Below are 18,232 nucleotides of genomic sequence, written 5' to 3'. Positions count from 1 at the left end.
CACATGAATTCGATCGATAAACTCATCAGCCTGGCCAACGTACGCGGCAGTCTGGATCTGCGGTGCCAGTTCGAGGGGGATTGGGCGCGGGATCACCAGCAGGAAGTCCTGGGCAAAGCGCCCTATCACATCGTGCTGCGGGGCGAATGTCGGGTTGAGTTTGCGGACGGGCAACGCCTGCCCATGCGTGCAGGGGACATTTTGCTGCTGCCGCGTGGCGCGCCGCACATCATGCACAGCGTCGGCAAAACCGTTGCGCCCAGCACACCGAAGCGGGTTTCCGGCGGCACGCTGCCGCTGTATCGCATTGGCGTTGCGAGTACAGACCTGGACATGCTCTGCGGGGGCTTTCATTACAATCGTACGTCGCTGTTGTTCGCTGCCCTCCCCGAGCACCTCGTGATCCCCAGCGCTGCCCTCCCCGCCAGTGCCCCACTGCCGGCGCTGGTCGACATGCTGCGCGGCGAAGCGGACAGTGATCAGGTCGGCGCCCATTTCCTGCTTGATGCCTTGTCCCAGGCGCTTTTCACACTGTTGCTGCGCGCGCACATCGCCAGCCATGGTCAACACACCGGCACGCTGGCCTTGCTGTCCGATAAACGACTAGGCCGCGCCTGGCAATCGATGCTGGCGGATCCTGCGTTCGAGTGGACAGTCGACGCGCTCGCCGAGACTGCCAGCATGTCCCGAGCCACGTTCATGCGAGCCTTCGTGCGGGTAGCGGGCGTTTCACCGTGGGCATTGTTGACGCAGGTTCGAATGGAGCTCGCCTTCAGCCTGCTCAGCCATTCGCATTTGGGATTGAGCGACATTGCGTCTCAGGTGGGGTATCAATCCCAGGCGGCTTTTAGCAAGAAATTCAAGGAGGTTTACGGTGAATCACCAGGCAGAGTGAGACGCGGCGGGCTTGTCTGAGGGACAGATCACGCGCCCCACGGCCCGATCACGCCGCCATTTCCATTCCGAACGAAACTGTCATATTCGGTTTCCATTCATCACAGACAGTAGCCAGCCCAACGCTAATCCTATGAGGCTGCATCGTGTTTCAACGTCTTGTGTGTTCGCTGTCTGTTCTGAGCCTGTCCATTGCCGCTGCCCATGCTGCCGAGTCTGTTCCTCTCGATACGCCGCGCCTTCAAGGCATCGATAACTTTCGTGATGTCGCCGGCATTACCACCGCGTACTCCACAACCCACGACGGCACCCTGCGCAGTGGCGTGTTCTACCGCTCCAACGCGCTGACCCCGTCGGCGTCGGATCTGGCGACCCTGAACAACCTCGGCATCACCGCGATCTATGACCTGCGCACCCCAAGCGAAATCGCCGCTACGCCGGACACCCCGCTGGCCGGTGCGAACTGGCAAAACATCGACATCATCGGCAGCACCACCTCCGGCGCAGACATCACCAGCATCTCGTTCACCAGCGCTGCCGACGCCGTCGCCATAATGGAGCAGACCAACCGCGCCTTCGTCAGCGATGCAGGGATGCGCAGTCAGTTCGGCAAACTGTTCAATGAACTCGCCAGTGTCGACGCTGCGCAGTTGTTCCACTGCACCGCCGGCAAAGACCGCACCGGCTGGACCGCCGCCGTGTTGCAGAGCATTGCCGGCGTCGACGACGCGACAATCATGGCCAACTACCTGGCGAGCAACGATTACACCGCCGCCCGCATCGCCGCCACGTTGAAAGCGATGCCAGCCAGCATGGCCTCGGTTTACGCGCCTCTGCTGGGCGTTCAGGCCAGCTATTTACAGGCCGGTCTCGATGAAGTCACGGCCGAGTACGGCAGCATGGACAACTACCTCAAACAAGGCCTCGGCCTGTCGCAGGAAACTATCTATGTGCTGCGCGGCAAACTGGTCGAGTACAACAGCCTGCCGGGTCAGGCCGTCCTGATGGACAACGCCGCCGCCGGCGCGCGACTGCTGCAGCAATTGCAGAACAGCGACCTGTCCGGCACTTACAGCGCCTACAACTATTATCTGCAATCGGCTATCGACGCCGGCACCCTTGGCGGCGTCGAATCCGAGGTCGGCGGTCAGGTTCACGCCGACGCGGCCAGCTATCTGTTGCGCCAGAACGCGATGATCGAACAAGCCGCCGCACCGTTCGCCAGCGGCACCGACCTGAAAGTCGGCCAATACCGCTTGTGGTCCACTGCGCTCGCCGGTTACCTGGGCACCGATGGCTCGTCGCATGCCCAAAGCAGCAACGAACACAGCCAGGGGCTGATGGTCGGCGTCACCTGGCGCTACTCCGAGCAACTCTCCACCCGTGGCGGATTCGGCTACAGCAAAGGCAGCGTCGGCGGCGCAGGCGGCGAAGCCGATACCGATTTGACCTTCTTCAACGTCGGTGCGCGCTACGGCTTCACCAGCCTGGAACGCGGTCTGTTCGTCGACGCTAACGCCAGCGCCGGCTATGTCGACTACGACAGCAAACGCGACCTCGGCGGCGGCCTCGGCACCGCCAAGGGCGACACCCACGGCAACCTCACCGGCGGGACATTGGCATTGGGCTACCGCGTGCCGGTCAACGGCATGACCCTGGAACCGAGCCTCGGCTTGCGCGTCAGCCATCTTGACCTGAAGGGTTACAACGAAAAAGGCAGCGAACTCGCTCTCGACATCGACGACAACAATGAAACCCGCCGCAGCGCCGTCGCCAACCTCAACGTCGCCTTCGCCCCGGTGCCGATGGGCAACTGGCAACTGGTACCGGGTTTGCAAGTGGGTTACGAGCGGACGCTGGGTAACAGCGAAGTCGACAGCCAGGGCCACCTGCTTGGCCTCGACATCGAACAACGTGCCGCCTTCGACAACCGCGATCAATTCACCGGCGGCGTCAACGTCATGGCCAGCCTTGGCGCCTTGAGCCTTGGCGCCGAATTGGGCGCCAACGGCGGCGACAGCCACGGCTTTAATGGCGGCCTGAAAGCCAGCTACGCTTTTTAAACGATGGGATTCCGGCCACTCATGAGGGTGGCCGGGCGCTCAGCGCGATTTCAGATCTGCAGGACTGACGCCATAAGCCTTCTGAAAATACTGGCAAAACCGCCCGACATTGCTGAACCCGAAGCGCGATGCCACCTCCGTCACCGACACCGAATACGGCTGCGCAAGGGCCTCATAAGCCCTCTCCAGCCGCACCTGCCGCTGATACGCGACAATCGAAGTCCCGACAAACCGCCGAAACCCCTCCTGCAGCGCCCGTTGACTGACATTGCTCAACCGCGCGAGCTCCACACCACTGACTAACTGCTGCGGATGCGCCCGAATAAACTCAATCGCCAACCTCACATGCCGTGGAGCAACCAGCGGCGCCGGCCGGCGCAGTGCTTCAGTGAAATTGTGCGGCCACGCCTCGAGCACTGCATCAATCAACATCTCCCGCAGGCGCGACGGCATCAGCGTCCCGCTATTGATCAGCACATCAAACTCGGTGCCTGTGGCCAGATCAATCAACGCCTTGATTCCTTGAAAAGCCGCCGTGTTCAGATCCACCGTCGGTTCGAAGTGCAATTTCTGCACAATCGGTTTGCCCAGAAGCGTCGACAAGCGTTCAGTGAGTTGATGGCGATTCACCGAAATCCCGTGGTGCGCGTGATCGTCGCAGAAACGCATCGAGCGGATATCAGCCTTGTCGATGGCCAGACCGATGTGGGAAACACCGATGGATTCGCAGGAATGGTTGAACAGGATCGCGCCGGCCGTGGGGATGACGAACGTGATCTCGTCCTGTGGGGCCGGGAAGGACACGGTGAAATCGCCGTGGTAGTGCATGCGCCGGAAACTGACGCCGTCGTGCCTGCCGTAAACGCCGCCGATGATGATGTTGGAGGGTGGCGGCGGCGTGTCGCTGTAGCGGTCGCCGAACAGTTTTGAGAACAGAGCACCGAAGTCATCGGAACGCAGGTTGTCGGAGCGCAGAATGATTTGTTGGCGGGTTGGCGTGGGGAACAACTTGAATGGCACCTTGGTTGAGGGCTCTTGGATAAAGCGGAGACTGACGTGACCCCATCGCGAGCAGGCTCACTCCTACAGGGTTTCGATTGGCCTGGATAACGTGGGCAGCGGTAAACCCGTGGGAGCAAAGCTTGCTCGCGATAGCGGTGTGTCGGTCAGTGAGCAGGCGCTAGGGAAGTTAGCAAGTGCGGGTGACAGGTTTGTGACGGGGACAGCGGATCGTTTTTCATCTCAACGTCATCACCCCATGGAAAGCTGGTCTCAACTCGAGAACTGCAGGGGCCCGATGACGCCCCGGGAGCGCAAATGAGACTGGCCACCTACAACGTCGAAAACCTGTTCAATCGCGCCAAAGCCATGAATCTTGAGGGATGGGCGGAAGGCAAGCCAACCCTGGAGCGCTTCGCGAAACTCAACGGCTTGCTGGGGCAAGGTGCCTATTCTGCAGCAGACAAACGAAGCATGGTCCGTTTGCTGGATGAGCTGGGCCTTCACCGCTCAGACCGCGGGCCTTTCGTCCAGCTTCGGCAAAATCGCGGCAGCCTGGTAAAACGGTCGCGCAACGGCGAAATAACGATTGTTGCCAACGGACGATCCGATTGGGTCGGTTCGCTGGAGTTGATCCAGGCGCCTGTTGACGAGGAAGCCATGCGCAACACGGCCAGGGTCATGATCGATCTGAAGGCCGACGTCCTGGCCGTAGTGGAAGCGGAAAGCAGACCGGCGCTACGTGATTTCAACACCGAGATTATCGGTGGATTGGGCGGCGCTCCGTTCAGCCACGTGATGTTGATCGACGGGAATGACGAGCGCGGCATTGATGTCGGCGTGGCCACACGCGCAGGCTTTCCCATCGGAACCATGCGCAGCCACGTGGATGATCGTGTAGACGGCGGACCGCCGATATTTTCCAGGGATTGCCCAGAGTTTTATCTGACAACGCCCTCGGGTCTGCGATTGGTGCTATTAGTCAATCACTTCAAAAGCAAAGGCTACGGCAGCCTCGCTGACTCGGCCAAACGAAGATTGGCTCAGGCCAGCCGAGTGAAGGAAATCTACGACTCGCTGATCGAGCAAGGTGAACTCTATGTCGCCGTTGTGGGTGACTTCAACGACACGCCGGATAGCGACGCATTAAAGCCGCTCCTTGAAGATACGACGCTGAAGGACGCGTTCACTCACGAACGTTTTGACGACGGTGGTTATCCCGGAACATACGGATCGTGCACGGCCGCCAATAAGATTGATTATTTGCTGCTGTCGCCGGAGCTTTTTCTTAAAGTGAACGCTGGCGGGGTTTTCCGCAAAGGGATGTGGCCGGGTTCAAGGCCAGTACGTTGGGAGGTTTACCCCGAGCTGACCAGGAAAGAAAACGCCGGCTCTGACCATGCTGCCGTGTGGGTCGATCTGAACATCTAAGCGGGATTAGAAGACGAAGCTATGCCCCAACTCTCCCTCCATCCACTGCAAAAATCGCCTGACTCGAGGAAAGCTGGAGTGTGCTTTTGGAAAAACCAGATGATGCGCGGCTACCGGTGAACTCAACGCTTGCGGCGCGACCTCGACCAACGCACCGCTGGCCAGATACTTGTGCGCCAGCAGTGCACTTTCCAAAGCGAATCCCAAGCCGTGGCTCGCCGCTTCGAGGGTCATGTACGACCGATCGAAGCTGAGTGCATAAGGATTCTCCGGTCGTGCCAGGCCATGCTGCGCAAACCATTCAGGCCACTTGAGCAGGGTCGCCTCTGACAGAATCAGATCCTGTACCAGGAGATCCGCTGCGCTATTGATGGGGCAACGCGCGAGTAGCTTCGGGGAAGCCAGCACAGCGAAGGTTTCATTGCGCACAGTGCGAACCTCATAGCTGGGCCAGTTGGGTCGTCCGTGGCGGATATCGACGTCGATCTTGTCTCGGCTGAAATGCAGCGACTCGTACGAGCACGAGAGGTTTATCTGGATATCCGGGTTACTCATCCGGAAAGCCTCAAGCCTGGGCATGAGCCAAAGCAGCCCGAAACTGGGGGATGAATGAAGCCTCAGGCAATCGAGACTGACGTCACTGGCTGCACGCTCCGTCGCCACCTCCAGGCTTTGCAACAGCCCGGAAATGTCTTTCAGATACTGCTCGCCCACCGGCGTCAACGTCACCCCGCGCGCAGCCCTGACGAACAACTGTCGACCGATCATGACTTCCAGTTTGGCCAACTGGTGGCTAATGGCAGATGGCGTGAGGTCAAGCACCTCAGCCGCTCGGGCGAGGTTGCCAAAACGGGCCGTTTGCTCGAAGGCTTGAATTGCTCTCAGCGGTGGGAGGTTGGATGGAGTGTGATCGTCTTGGCGCATCAGTGCTCTGCCTATTGTTTTTGGTCGCTGGGGGACAGATTCATTCAACCATTAGTCATTTGGAATGACGAGAGGTGAATTTTATTCATCTAGCAGTGACGTTTGCGTTATTGCTCAGCATGCCGTCCACGGACACTCTGAATCATCGATCACTGAATCGAACCATAAAAACAATCAGAGGTAACCCGCATGCTTCTTCAAGGTAAAGTCGCCATCATCACTGGCGCAGCTTCGGAACGTGGCATTGGCCGCGCCACTGCCGTCACCTTCGCCAAACATGGCGCTCATGTCGTCATTCTGGATCTCGACGAGGCCGCTGCACGAGACGCAGCAGCCACGCTCGGCGAGGGCCATCTGGGTCTTGCCGCCAACGTTGCCGACGAAACCCAGGTCAAAGCGGCTGTCGCTAAAGTCATCGAGCGATTCGGTCGTATCGACATACTCATCAACAATGCTGGCATCACGCAGCCCATCAAGACCCTGGATATTCGTCCTGCCGATTACGACAAGGTGCTGGACGTCAGTCTGCGCGGCACTTTACTGATGTCACAAGCCGTGATTCCCACCATGCGTACGCAGTCATCCGGCAGCATCGTGTGCATGTCGTCTGTCTCAGCCCAGCGCGGCGGCGGCATTTTCGGCGGGCCACACTACAGCGCTGCGAAAGCGGGTGTGCTCGGACTCGGCAAAGCAATGGCCCGGGAATTCGGTGCTGACAACATCCGGGTGAACTCCATCACGCCTGGCTTGATACACACCGACATCACCGGTGGACTCATGCAGGACGAGCGTCGCCACGCCATCATTGAAAGCATCCCGCTCGGTCGCCTGGGCGCAGCTCAAGACGTTGCCAATGCCGCGTTGTTCCTCGCCAGCGACCTGTCCTCCTATCTCACCGGGATCACGCTGGATGTCAACGGCGGTATGTTGATCCACTGACCCCAAGTGGCGGGCCGTCATCGGCCCATTGAGTTCTGGATCGAAGGTACGTCGGGTTCATGCCGGGCGTTCTATAAAAACAAGAGATCAGACAATCATGATTACCACCACCATGACGCTTGACGCCGCCGCCTCGGTTCGGTCCAGCGCTTACCGTAAAACCGCCTGGCGCTTGATGCCTTTTTTGATGCTGTGCTACCTCTGCGCCTACCTCGACCGGGTAAACGTAGGGTTCGCCAAGCTCCAGATGATGAGTGATCTATCCCTCAGCGAGACCGTATACGGGCTGGGAGCCGGGGTATTTTTTCTTGGTTATTTCCTTTGCGAGGTGCCGAGTAATCTCATCCTTCACAAAGTCGGAGCCCGGCGCTGGATCGCCCGCATCATGATTTCGTGGGGCATTATTTCCGCCCTCTTCGCTTTCGTTGAAACCGCATGGCAGTTCTACACACTGCGTTTTCTGCTTGGCATCGCAGAGGCAGGCCTCGCGCCTGGCCTGCTGCTCTACCTCACTTACTGGTTCCCGTCCTATCGCCGCGCGAAGATGACGGTGCTGTGGTTCATCGCCATCCCGCTCTCCGGAATGATCGGCGGGCCTCTTTCTGGCTGGATCATGACGGAGTTCGCCGGCTATCAGGGTTGGGCTGGCTGGCAGTGGATGTTCGTTCTTGAAGCCATTCCAACGGTCATTGTCGGGCTGATGGTCCTGGCTTATCTAAAAGATGGCGTCCACCAGGCTACCTGGCTGACCGATGAAGAAAAGGAGCTCGTCAGCAAGGAACTGGCCGAGGACAACAGCCAAAAGGTCACTCACGCTTCAGTCGGAGAGTTCCTGCGAGATCGGCGCCTGTGGATTCTCGCCTGCATCTACTTTTGCGTGGTCATGGGCCAATACGCGATCACGTTCTGGTTGCCTACCCTGATCCGCAATGCCGGTGTTTCCGACACCATGCACATCGGTTTACTCACCAGCCTCCCGTACCTGTGCGCCATCGTGGCAATGGTGTTGATGGGCCGTAGCGGGGACAAGCACCAAGAGCGTCGCTGGCACCTGGTCGGGCCAATGATAGCCGGCGCGCTGGGATTGACGCTGGCAGCGGTGTTCGGAGGCAATCTGGTTCTATCGGTCTTGAGCCTGTGTCTGGCGGCGGCAGGTGTGCTTTCCGCCTCGTCACTTTTCTGGATGTTGCCCACCACGTTGCTCGGTGGAGTATCCGCTGCTGCGGGTATTGCCGGCATCAACAGCTTTGCCAATCTCGCGGGGTTCTGCTCGCCTTATCTGATTGGATGGATCACCACCACGACCGGCTCAAGCGCCATTGGCATGTATCTGATCACCGGCGTGCTGTGTCTCGGCGCCTGGCTGGTACTGCGCATTCCTGCCGCCTCGGTCAATCGTTGAGTTAACGGAGAATTCCCCATGACTGCCAATCCATCTCGCGCGTCGTCTACTACTCTAGTGCAGCGCGCCCACAACATTCGCCGCCACGCATTGCGCATGGGTCAGGTTCAGGGCCAGGGCTATGTCGGTCAGGCGCTAGGCGCAGCGGACTTGCTGGCCGTGTCGTACTTCCATGCCATGACCTACAAACCTGAAGACCCGGAGTGGGAAGATCGCGATCGCTTTTACCTCTCCATCGGCCACTACGCGATCGCGCTCTATGCCGCGTTGATTGAAGCTGAAATCGTGCCTCTGGACGAACTCGAAACATACGGTTCAGACGATAGCCGTCTGCCCATGTCTGGCATGGCCACCTACACACCGGGTATGGAGATCACCGGCGGATCGCTTGGCCAGGGACTGGGAATCGCGGTGGGTGCCTGCCTCGGCTTGAAGCGCAAAAAATCTGCGTCATTCGTTTATAACCTGCTGTCTGACGGCGAGCTGAATGAAGGCTCCACCTGGGAAGCCGTAATGTCGGCGTCCCACTGGAAACTCGACAACCTCATCGCCATCGTCGACGTCAACAATCAGCAAGCCGATGGGCGTTCCAGTGAAGTGCTGGCGTTTGAACCGATCGTTGATCGATGGCAAGCCTTCGGCTGGTTCACCCAACGAGTAGATGGCAACGACCTGGACGCATTGGTAAAGGCGTTCGATGCTGCCCGCAGCCATCCAGGTTCTCAGCCCAGAGTCATTATTTGCGACACCAAAATGGGCAAAGGCGTGCCTTTTCTGGAAACACGTGAGAAGGCGCACTTCATCCGCGTGGATGAGCATGAATGGGATCTCGCCCTGAACAACCTCGAAGAGGGGAAAACTGTATGAGCACTACAAATAACAATACGGCTCAGGCGCCCGTGACCGTAAAGAAAAAGCTGACGACCTCCGCGATGATTGCGTCGATTGCTTCTGAAGGTCAGGCCACCAAATCCGCTCCATTCGGACATGCATTGGCTGCACTCGCAGATCAGCGATCAGACATCGTTGGCTTGTCCGCCGACCTGTCGAAATACACCGACTTGCACATCTTCGCAAAGGCCCATCCCGACCGCTTCTATCAGATGGGTATGGCTGAACAATTGTTGATGAGTGCGGCAGCCGGGATGGCGCGGGAAGGATTTGTCCCCTTTGCCACGACCTATGCAGTGTTTGCCTCGCGTCGCGCCTATGACTTCATCTGCATGGCAATTGCTGAAGAAAACCTGAATGTCAAAATCGTCTGCGGCCTGCCGGGTCTGACCACAGGTTACGGCCCCAGCCATCAGGCAACCGACGATCTGGCGATCTTCCGCGCGATGCCCAATCTGATGATCGTCGATCCTTGCGATGCGCTGGAGATAGAACAGGCCGTACCTGCTATCGCAGCCCACCAAGGGCCGGTGTACATGCGTTTGTTGCGCGGCAACGTACCGTTGGTGCTCGACGAGTACGGGTACACATTCGAGATTGGTAAAGCCAAGACATTGCGCACCGGTAATGACGTTTTGATCATCTCTACGGGGCTGATGACAATGCGCGCTTTAGAAGCCGCTAAAGAACTTCAGGCAGATGGCGTAGAGGTCGCAGTCCTGCACGTGCCCACTATCAAGCCTTTGGATGTGCAAACCATTCTGGCTGAGGCCCGCAAGCCGGGACGGTTGGTCATCACCGCAGAAAACCACTCGATTATTGGCGGATTGGGAGAAGCAGTGGCAACGGTATTACTGCGCAATGGCGTTACGCCGACATTCAGGCAAATCGCGCTACCGGATGCTTTCCTCGATGCAGGGGCGCTTCCAACGCTGCACGACCGCTACGGCATTTCTACTCAGGCCGTATGCGCGCAGGTCAAAGGCTGGTTATAAAAGTGTAAACCTGCAGAGGGTTATTCGGCCCCCTGCAAGGAGGAATGACAATTGGACGCTGCCAAGTTACTCGACCCTGAATACGCGCAATTTCTGGAAAAAACGTCCACTGAATGGACGCTCGACAATCTTCCCGCCATTCGAACCCGACTCAGCGCTGACTTCAAACCATCCCGGCCAGTGCGCTATGAAGAGCGTTGGACAACGGATGCTCCAACCGCTCCCGGGGTTCGTCTGTGCATTTACCGGCCCGATCAAAAGTCTGAAGATCAAACACTACCTGCGATTTTGTATCTGCACGGCGGAGGATTTGTTCTGGGCTGTCCAGAGATGGCCGACGACTACCTGGCCGACCTGGCTAATGAGATGAAAGCAGTAATTGTGGCAGTCGATTACAGGCTGGCTCCGGAGCATCCCTACCCTGTTCCTCTGGAAGATAGTTATACGGCCCTGAGCTGGCTTTTTCGTGAAAGTTACCGTCTTGGCCTTGATGCCAACAGAGTCGTCATTATGGGCCACAGTGCGGGCGGCGGACTTGCTGCGGCACTGGCGTTGCTCGTTCGAGAAAGGGCCCAGTATTCAGTCGCCGGCCTGGTACTGATTTACCCAATGCTCGATCACCGCATTGGCTCGGCGCTTGCCCCTACGGACAACCCCACTACAGGAACGTTGAATTGGGGGCGGGAAGCCAACCGGTTTTGCTGGCAATGCCTGCAAGGTTCATACGACTCTGACGACGCAAAAGGCTTCCTGTTTTCCGCAGCACTTGCGCCAGATCTGGAGGGATTGCCGCGGAGTTTCATCTGCGTCGGAGCATTGGATTTGTTTTTGGAAGAGGACGTGGAATTCGCGTTGAAACTTTCGCGCTCAGGCGTACCCGTAGAGCTTCATGTTTACCCTGGAGTACCGCATATGTTTGACCAATACCCGGGTTCAGTGACTGATCAATGCAGGCACGACGTGGCGGCCGCGCTTGGGAAAATGTGGGCAGCCTGATCGGTTCTCGCACGCTCTATTGGAAGTGCGCCATAACGAAAAAATGCTCCGTATCTTTCGATGCGGAGCATTTTTTATCGCCAGGCAGATTGCCAGATATCAAGCAGCCCGTCAGGTCGGGTTTGTTAAATGCAGAACGTCAGGCGCAGTGGCGTTCTCGTGCTTCCCTGATGCCCTTCGCCTCTTCGAGCACTTTGCGCTGGCTTTCAATGGCCTTCGAGGCTGCTGAAGTGTAAGCCGCACGCTTGTCTGATTCTGAGGCGTTTCTGAAGAAGTTTGAGAGAGGACTGGCGTCCGAAACGGGTTTCATGGGTCAAGCCTCCGCTAAAATTTGATTGAGCTTGTCCTGAGAGTATCGAATGGTGACGAGAGCATCAATTTTGCCGGCGTCAGCGTCCAGTTCGACGATCCTATTGGTGCCGTCCGTGTTCTTGACAATGACATCAATGCGGATCTGCAGCCTATATGTCCTTTTCAATTCCAGAACAGCTTCTTTGGCTGCAAACAACTGCCGAACAAATTCTGCCTTGGGGATGCTCCTGCCCTCGGTGAGCTCCCTGGCCTTCACAAATTCCCATGCGAGCAAAGGTTCCTGAAACACGTAAACGACAGCGACGAGGCGATTGTGCCGCAGCGAGCGCTCTACATTCCGTTTCGCCACGGCCAGGTTGGACAGTGTTCCATCAAGCAAAAATGACTGACGCTGCCAGGTCATCTGCATTCGTTGTCACTTCAGCCTAACCCTCTCGGTGAACACCAGACGCAAGCCTGGCTTCGCATGCTAACGGCTTTGCAGAGCAGTTGCCGGGCCAGCGGCGTGCCAAAGCATTGTCAGCGCTAAAAGCGTCAATAGACCGTTACTTTTTTGATACACCCCACTACCGTCTATCGGTTTTCACGTTTTTTTGACACTTTTGCCGATGCGCGGTCACAACTTTTTCTTCGCGGTGGGTCATAACACGGTGGTCGTCGATGGATTATTGGCGCATGTCGCGGTTTCAGCCTGTTACGGAGATAAGCTAATGATTTTTAACGTACAAGATTTTGGCGCCATGGGTGATGGCATCACAGACGATACCGCGGCGATCCAAAGTGCGATTGATGCGGCCGCCGCGGCAGGCGGTGGACAGGTGTATATGCCAACTGGCACCTACATCGTTTCAGGAGGCGAAGAACCTTCTGACGGCTGCCTCATGATCAAGAGCAACGTCTACATGTACGGCGACGGCATGGGCGAAACCAACGTCAAGGTGGCGGACGGCTCCGACACCAAGATCACCGGTGTCATCCGCTCTGCGTACGGCGAAGAAACCCATGACTTTGGTATCAGCAACCTCACCATCGACGGTAACCGCGACAACACCACCGGCAAGATCGACGGTTGGTTCAATGGCTACATTCCCGGTCAGGAAGGCTACGACTCCAACGTCACCCTCGACAGCGTCGAGATCAAGGATTGCTCCGGGTACGGCTTCGACCCCCACGAGCAGACCGTCAATATGGTCATCAAGAACAGCGTGGCCCACGGCAATGGCCTGGACGGCTTCGTCGCTGACTTCCTCAGCAACAGCACCTTCGAAAACAACGTTGCCTACGACAATGACCGCCACGGTTTCAACGTCGTCACCAGCACCCACGACTTCACCCTCACCAACAACGTCGCCTACAACAATGGCGGCAATGGCATCGTCGTGCAGCGCGGCAGTGAGGACATCGCTTCCCCCAGCAACATCACCATTACCGGTGGCGAGGTGTACGGCAACGGCGCTGAAGGCGTGCTGGTCAAGTTGTCCAGTGATGTGACCGTCAGCGGCGTTGATATCCATGACAACGGTAGCGCCGGGATCCGTATCTACGGCAGCAACCACGTGGAAGTCACCGACAACACGCTCAATAACAATTCCCTGGCCAACCCTGTGCCGGAAATCATCATCCAGGCCTACGACGACACCCTGGGTGTATCCGGCAAGTACTTCAACGGCAGCGACAACACCATCCAGGGCAACATCATCAGCGGCAGCAACCTGTCGACCTACGGCGTTGCAGAACGCAACGAAGATGGCGTCGATCGCAACGCGATCATTGGCAATACCATCAGCAACACCAGCAAGGGCGCCACGCTGGTGTACGGCGACGGCAGCTACGTCAGCGCCACCATCCCGATGACTACCGTGCAAGGCACTGCGGGTAACGACAACCTGGTGGGCAGCGCCGCCAGTGAAATTTTTTATGGTGCGGCCGGCAACGACACGATCAATGGCGGAGCCGGGAACGACATTCTGGTGGGCGGCGCAGGCGTCGATAAACTCACCGGAGGCGCTGGCGCCGATACGTTCCGGTTCGCCTCGCAGTCCGACAGTTACCGCAACGCGACCTCCAGCTTCGATGACACCATCACTGACTTCGACGTCACTCAAGACAAGATCGATCTCGCTGGCCTCGGCTTTACCGGCCTTGGCAATGGCCGCGGCGGCACCTTGCAGATCAGCTACAGCGCCAGCAACGACCGCACATACATCAAGGACTACGATGCCGATGCCAGCGGCAATCGCTTCGAGTTGATCCTGTCGGGCAACCTGACCAGCACCCTGACCGCGGACAACTTCATTTTCAATCGTGTGGTCACCGGCACCAGCGGCAACGACTCGCTGGCGGGCACTGATTCGGCGGACACCTTGCTTGGCCTCGCGGGCAACGATGGCCTTAGCGGCGGCGCGGGCGATGACAAGCTCGACGGCGGCGCCGGCATGGACACCCTCACCGGCGGCGCTGGCGCGGACACCTTCGTGTTCTCCAGCCGCATGGACAGCTATCGCAATTACAACACCGGCGGCGCCAACCTCGGCGACCTGATCACAGACTTCAACATCGGCGCCGACAAGATCGACCTCTCCGCAATGGGTTTCACCGGTCTCGGTGACGGCAAAAACAACACGGTGTACCTGGTGGTCAACTCGGCCGGGACCAAGACGTACATCAAGTCGCTGGAAGCCGACGCCAATGGCAACCGCTTCGAAGTAGCGCTGGACGGCAATTACCTCAACACCTTGACCAGCGCCAATTTCGTCTTTGCCACGTCGCCAACCGTCAACCACGCACCCGTGGTGGCCTCCGCATTGCTGGACCAGAACGCGACCGAGAACACCCCGTTCAACTATGTGGTGCCGGCGACCAGCTTTACCGATTCGGATAACGATAGCCTCAGCTACACCGCGAAAATGGCCGACGGCAGCGCCCTGCCCACGTGGCTGACGTTCGACGCCGCCACACGCACTTTCAGCGGCACGCCAAGCGACACGGCTTCGGGCACTTACTCGATTCAGGTGACGGCATCCGATGGCAGCAATGCCTCCGTGAGCGACAGCTTTACTCTGGCCGTGCAGGACGTTCCCGCGGGCCCCGCCGTGATCAATGGCACGCCGAACAACGACACGCTGACCGGCACCGCCGCCAACGAACAATTGTACGGTGGTGCGGGCAATGACACGCTAAATGGCGGCGCTGGCAACGACATCCTGGTCGGCGGCACTGGCGCGGACAAACTCACCGGTGGTTCGGGCGCCGATGTGTTCCGCTACACCTCGAAACTCGACAGCTACCGCACCAGCTCCACCAGTGCCAGTGACCAGATTCTCGATTTCGACGCGGCCGCCGACAAGATCGATGTCTCCGCACTCGGCTACACCGGCCTGGGCAACGGCCAGAACGGCACGCTGCAAGTGACCTACAGCGCCTCGAGCAATCGCACCTACATCAAGGACCTGACTGCCGATGCCAACGGCAACCGCTTCGAAATGTCGTTGGCAGGGAATCTCGCAAACAGCCTGACGGCAAGTCATTTCGTCTTCGCTGACCAGAACCCGCCGAGCAACGTGGCGCCGGTGGTGGCCATCCCCCTCCTCGACCAGAACGCCACCGAAAGAACCCTGTTCAGTTACACCGTGACCCAAGACAGCTTCGCCGACGCCAACAAGGACACGCTAACCTTCAGCGCGACCCTGGCCGACGGCAGCCCTCTGCCCGCGTGGTTGAGTTTCAATGCCAGCAACCTGACGTTCAGCGGCACGCCTACCAACACCGCGTCTGGCACCTATAATGTTCTGCTCAAAGCTACCGATCCGTCCGGCGCGTCGGTCAGCGACAGCTTCGCGCTGGGAGTGGCCGACGCGCCAGCCAGCACCATCACCGGCACCAACAACGCCGACAGCCTCACCGGCACGGCGGGCGCCGACCTGATGCTCGGCCTCAACGGCAACGACACCATCAAAGCCGGTACCGGCGCGGACATCCTCGACGGCGGCGCCGGGCGCGATTCGCTCTACGGCGGCGACGGTGCGGATACCTTCCGCTATACAGACGTGCTCGACAGCTACCGCGACTATGACAGCGGCGGTGTCACGGCCACTGACACGATCTACGATTTCACCGCGGGTGTAGACAAGATCGACGTGTCGGCTCTGGGCTTCCTGGGTCTGGGCGATGGCAACAATGGCACGCTGTACATGACCCTCAACGCGGCCGGCGACAAGACTTACATCAAGTCCGCCGATGCCGACGCCGCGGGCAACCGCTTCGAGATCGCGCTCAACGGCAACTACCTCAACACCCTGACCGCTGATGATTTCGTCTTCGGCGAGCGCGCGCAGCAGGACATCCTTTACCTGCCAACCCTCGGCCAATCCAACGCGCGCCTGATGCGCATGACCGAGGACGACGATCAGTCCGGCACATCGATGCTGGTCAAGGACCTGGACCGCTACACCGACTATGACGTGCGCAGCCAGTTCACCGATGCCGATGGTAACGGCATCGACATCGCCGTGGGCGGCAGTACGGTCAATGGCATGTCCACGCTGGGCGTCGAGGAACTCAAGTTGTGCTGGTGGCTGACCGATACCAACCAGCCGGGCCCTGCGCTGCTGCGTGCGGTAACGCTGCTGCAGGATCAGCTCAGCGAACTGAAATCCATCGATAACGTCACCATGGGCATCATCTGGGGCCAGGGTGAAGAAGCCGCTCAGGAGATTGCCCGCGCCACGGATAAACCGGCAGCGGCCGCGGAATACAAAGCGGCGACGCTGAAGGTGTTCGATTACCTGCATGCGCAGTTCGGCACTTTCAACGTGTACATGATGGAAACCGGTCACTACCAAGAGGACGCGGCGCGCGCCCGCGGCTACGCCGAGGACAAGATCGCCGCCATTGTCGAGGGCGTAGGCTATGTCCGCGCTGCGCAGGAAGCCATCGCCGCCGAACGTCCCGACGTAAAGCTGGCCGTGGACTACAACGACCTGCCCCTGCGCTACGAAGTCGATCCATTGGTGTATCCCGATGACGTCTGGCACTTGCACGAGGAATCGGCGGAAATCGTTGGCCAGCGCCTCGCTGATTACATCGCCGGCGACCTGGGCTTCCAGGGCAACCCCAACGACAACAACAGCGTGCAGGATATCTTCGACAACGCTCAGAACCAGGGCGGGCATATTTACGGGACGGACCAGGCGGATACGCTGGTCGGTAGTTCGGGCAACGACACGCTGAATGGCGACATGGGTGCCGACACCATGACGGGTGGCGATGGCAACGACGTCTACGTGGTCGACAATGCCTTCGACAGTGTGGTGGAGAGCAACGACTCGGCGTCGCAGATCGATACCGTGCAATCTTCGGTCAGCTGGACCCTGGGCGCCAACCTGGAAAACCTCGTGCTCAGTGGTGTGTCGGACATCGACGGTACCGGCAACGACCGACGCAACTTCATCACCGGTAATGCCGCCAATAACGTGCTCGATGGTGCGGCCGGCGCCGACAGCATGAGCGGTGGCGATGGCAACGACACTTACTATGTCGACAACGCCGACGATTCCGTGATCGAAACCAACAGCAACACGGTGCCTGGCGGGATCGACAGCGTACACAGCAGCCTCGCGGCGTACACGCTCGGCAGCAATGTGGAAAACCTGTATATCGATAGTGCTGGCGCTGCCAATGCCACTGGCAACTCGCTCAACAACACACTGTTCGCCGGTGCCGGCAACAACGTGCTGGACGGTCGCGATGGCAATGACACGGTGTCCTTCGATCGGGCATCGGCGGCAGTGACGGTCAACCTGTCGACATCGGCGCAGCAAAACACGGTGGGATCAGGGCTCGACACCTTGAAGTTTATCGAGAACGTGACAGGCAGCGCCTATGACGACACCCTGTCCGGCAACAGCGGCGCCAATATCCTCAACGGCGGTGCGGGCAACGACACACTGGTGGGCGGATCGGGCGATGATCGACTGATCGGCGGCTCCGGTACCGACACTCTCACTGGCGGCACGGGCGCGGATACCTACGCATTCGCGGCGCTGTCGGACATGAACGTCGGAGCCTTGCGCGATGTGATCAACGGGTTCAAGACCACCGAGAATGATCACCTGGATTTCTCCGGCCTCGACGCTAACCCGCTGACCGCCAACATCGACGCTTTCACTTTCATCGGCAGCAATGCCTTCGACGCCACTAACGCCACCGGCCAGATTCGCTTCGCCGACGGCATCCTCTACGGCAGCGTCAACGCCGACGCTACGCCAGACTTCGAAATACAACTGGTCGGCGTCAAGGAACTGCAGGCCAGCGACTTTACGGCGTGACCAGAGGTGGGAGCGAGGCAAGCTCGCTCCCACAGTGGGGATTTTCCGTGCATTCAAGAG

Annotated in this window: 13 protein-coding genes; 9 read left to right on the top strand and 4 right to left on the bottom strand. The window is 58.9% G+C overall.

What is annotated here, in order from left to right:
* Positions 1–3: 3 nt before the first annotated feature.
* Positions 4–915: an AraC family transcriptional regulator gene (locus DU29_RS0102520; protein ID WP_028620285.1), complete on the top strand. Its 912-nt coding sequence runs from the start codon at positions 4–6 to the stop codon at positions 913–915.
* A 125-nt stretch (positions 916–1,040) separates the two neighbouring features.
* Positions 1,041–2,957 carry a tyrosine-protein phosphatase gene (locus DU29_RS0102515; protein WP_028620284.1) on the top strand — a complete coding sequence of 639 codons (1,917 nt, stop codon included), beginning with the start codon at positions 1,041–1,043 and terminating at the stop codon, positions 2,955–2,957.
* A gap of 39 nt (positions 2,958–2,996) precedes the next feature.
* Here the strand turns inward: DU29_RS0102515 and DU29_RS0102510 are convergent, their stop codons facing one another.
* Positions 2,997–3,965: an AraC family transcriptional regulator gene (locus tag DU29_RS0102510; protein WP_028620283.1), complete on the bottom strand. Its 969-nt coding sequence runs from the start codon at positions 3,963–3,965 to the stop codon at positions 2,997–2,999.
* A 309-nt stretch (positions 3,966–4,274) separates the two neighbouring features.
* On the opposite strand from DU29_RS0102510, the gene DU29_RS0102505 reads away from it, so the two are divergent.
* Positions 4,275–5,387, top strand: coding sequence for an endonuclease/exonuclease/phosphatase family protein (locus DU29_RS0102505; RefSeq protein ID WP_028620282.1), 1,113 nt, complete (start codon positions 4,275–4,277; stop codon positions 5,385–5,387).
* A 6-nt stretch (positions 5,388–5,393) separates the two neighbouring features.
* On the opposite strand, the gene DU29_RS0102500 is transcribed toward DU29_RS0102505, so the two are convergent.
* Positions 5,394–6,311 (bottom strand): LysR substrate-binding domain-containing protein, encoded by a 918-nt coding sequence (locus DU29_RS0102500; RefSeq protein ID WP_028620281.1) that lies wholly within the window; start codon positions 6,309–6,311, stop codon positions 5,394–5,396.
* A 189-nt stretch (positions 6,312–6,500) separates the two neighbouring features.
* On the opposite strand from DU29_RS0102500, the gene DU29_RS0102495 reads away from it, so the two are divergent.
* From DU29_RS0102495 to DU29_RS0102475, 5 genes are all read left to right on the top strand, one after another.
* Positions 6,501–7,250 (top strand): SDR family NAD(P)-dependent oxidoreductase, encoded by a 750-nt coding sequence (locus DU29_RS0102495; RefSeq protein WP_028620280.1) that lies wholly within the window; start codon positions 6,501–6,503, stop codon positions 7,248–7,250.
* Between the two features lie 97 nt (positions 7,251–7,347).
* Positions 7,348–8,652 carry an MFS transporter gene (locus tag DU29_RS0102490; protein WP_177326933.1) on the top strand — a complete coding sequence of 435 codons (1,305 nt, stop codon included), beginning with the start codon at positions 7,348–7,350 and terminating at the stop codon, positions 8,650–8,652.
* A gap of 18 nt (positions 8,653–8,670) precedes the next feature.
* The gene (locus DU29_RS0102485; RefSeq protein WP_028620278.1) at positions 8,671–9,519 is read left to right on the top strand and encodes a transketolase; all 849 of its coding nucleotides are present in this window, start codon (positions 8,671–8,673) and stop codon (positions 9,517–9,519) included.
* Entirely contained in the window at positions 9,516–10,538 is a 1,023-nt protein-coding gene (locus DU29_RS0102480; protein ID WP_028620277.1) for a transketolase family protein, read from the top strand. The genes DU29_RS0102485 and DU29_RS0102480 overlap by 4 nt, the downstream gene beginning before the upstream one ends.
* A 51-nt stretch (positions 10,539–10,589) precedes the next feature.
* Positions 10,590–11,534 (top strand): alpha/beta hydrolase, encoded by a 945-nt coding sequence (locus tag DU29_RS0102475; protein WP_028620276.1) that lies wholly within the window; start codon positions 10,590–10,592, stop codon positions 11,532–11,534.
* 139 nt (positions 11,535–11,673) lie between these two features.
* On the opposite strand, the gene DU29_RS1000000132785 is transcribed toward DU29_RS0102475, so the two are convergent.
* Complete coding sequence (locus tag DU29_RS1000000132785; RefSeq protein WP_161781269.1) at positions 11,674–11,844, bottom strand: hypothetical protein; 171 nt, start codon at positions 11,842–11,844, stop codon at positions 11,674–11,676.
* Between the two features lie 3 nt (positions 11,845–11,847).
* On the bottom strand, positions 11,848–12,255 hold the full coding sequence (locus DU29_RS01000000129390; RefSeq protein WP_033050233.1) for a zeta toxin family protein: 408 nt from the start codon (positions 12,253–12,255) through the stop codon (positions 11,848–11,850).
* Between the two features lie 301 nt (positions 12,256–12,556).
* On the opposite strand from DU29_RS01000000129390, the gene DU29_RS0102465 reads away from it, so the two are divergent.
* Positions 12,557–18,172, top strand: coding sequence for a putative Ig domain-containing protein (locus DU29_RS0102465; protein ID WP_028620275.1), 5,616 nt, complete (start codon positions 12,557–12,559; stop codon positions 18,170–18,172).
* Positions 18,173–18,232 lie beyond the last annotated feature (60 nt).

Source organism: Pseudomonas sp. Ant30-3 (genome assembly GCF_000690905.1).
Taxonomy (GTDB): Bacteria; Pseudomonadota; Gammaproteobacteria; order Pseudomonadales; family Pseudomonadaceae; genus Aquipseudomonas.
The sequence above is the reverse complement of the archived record's forward strand: the minus strand, read 5'-3'. Positions and strand labels throughout refer to the sequence as shown.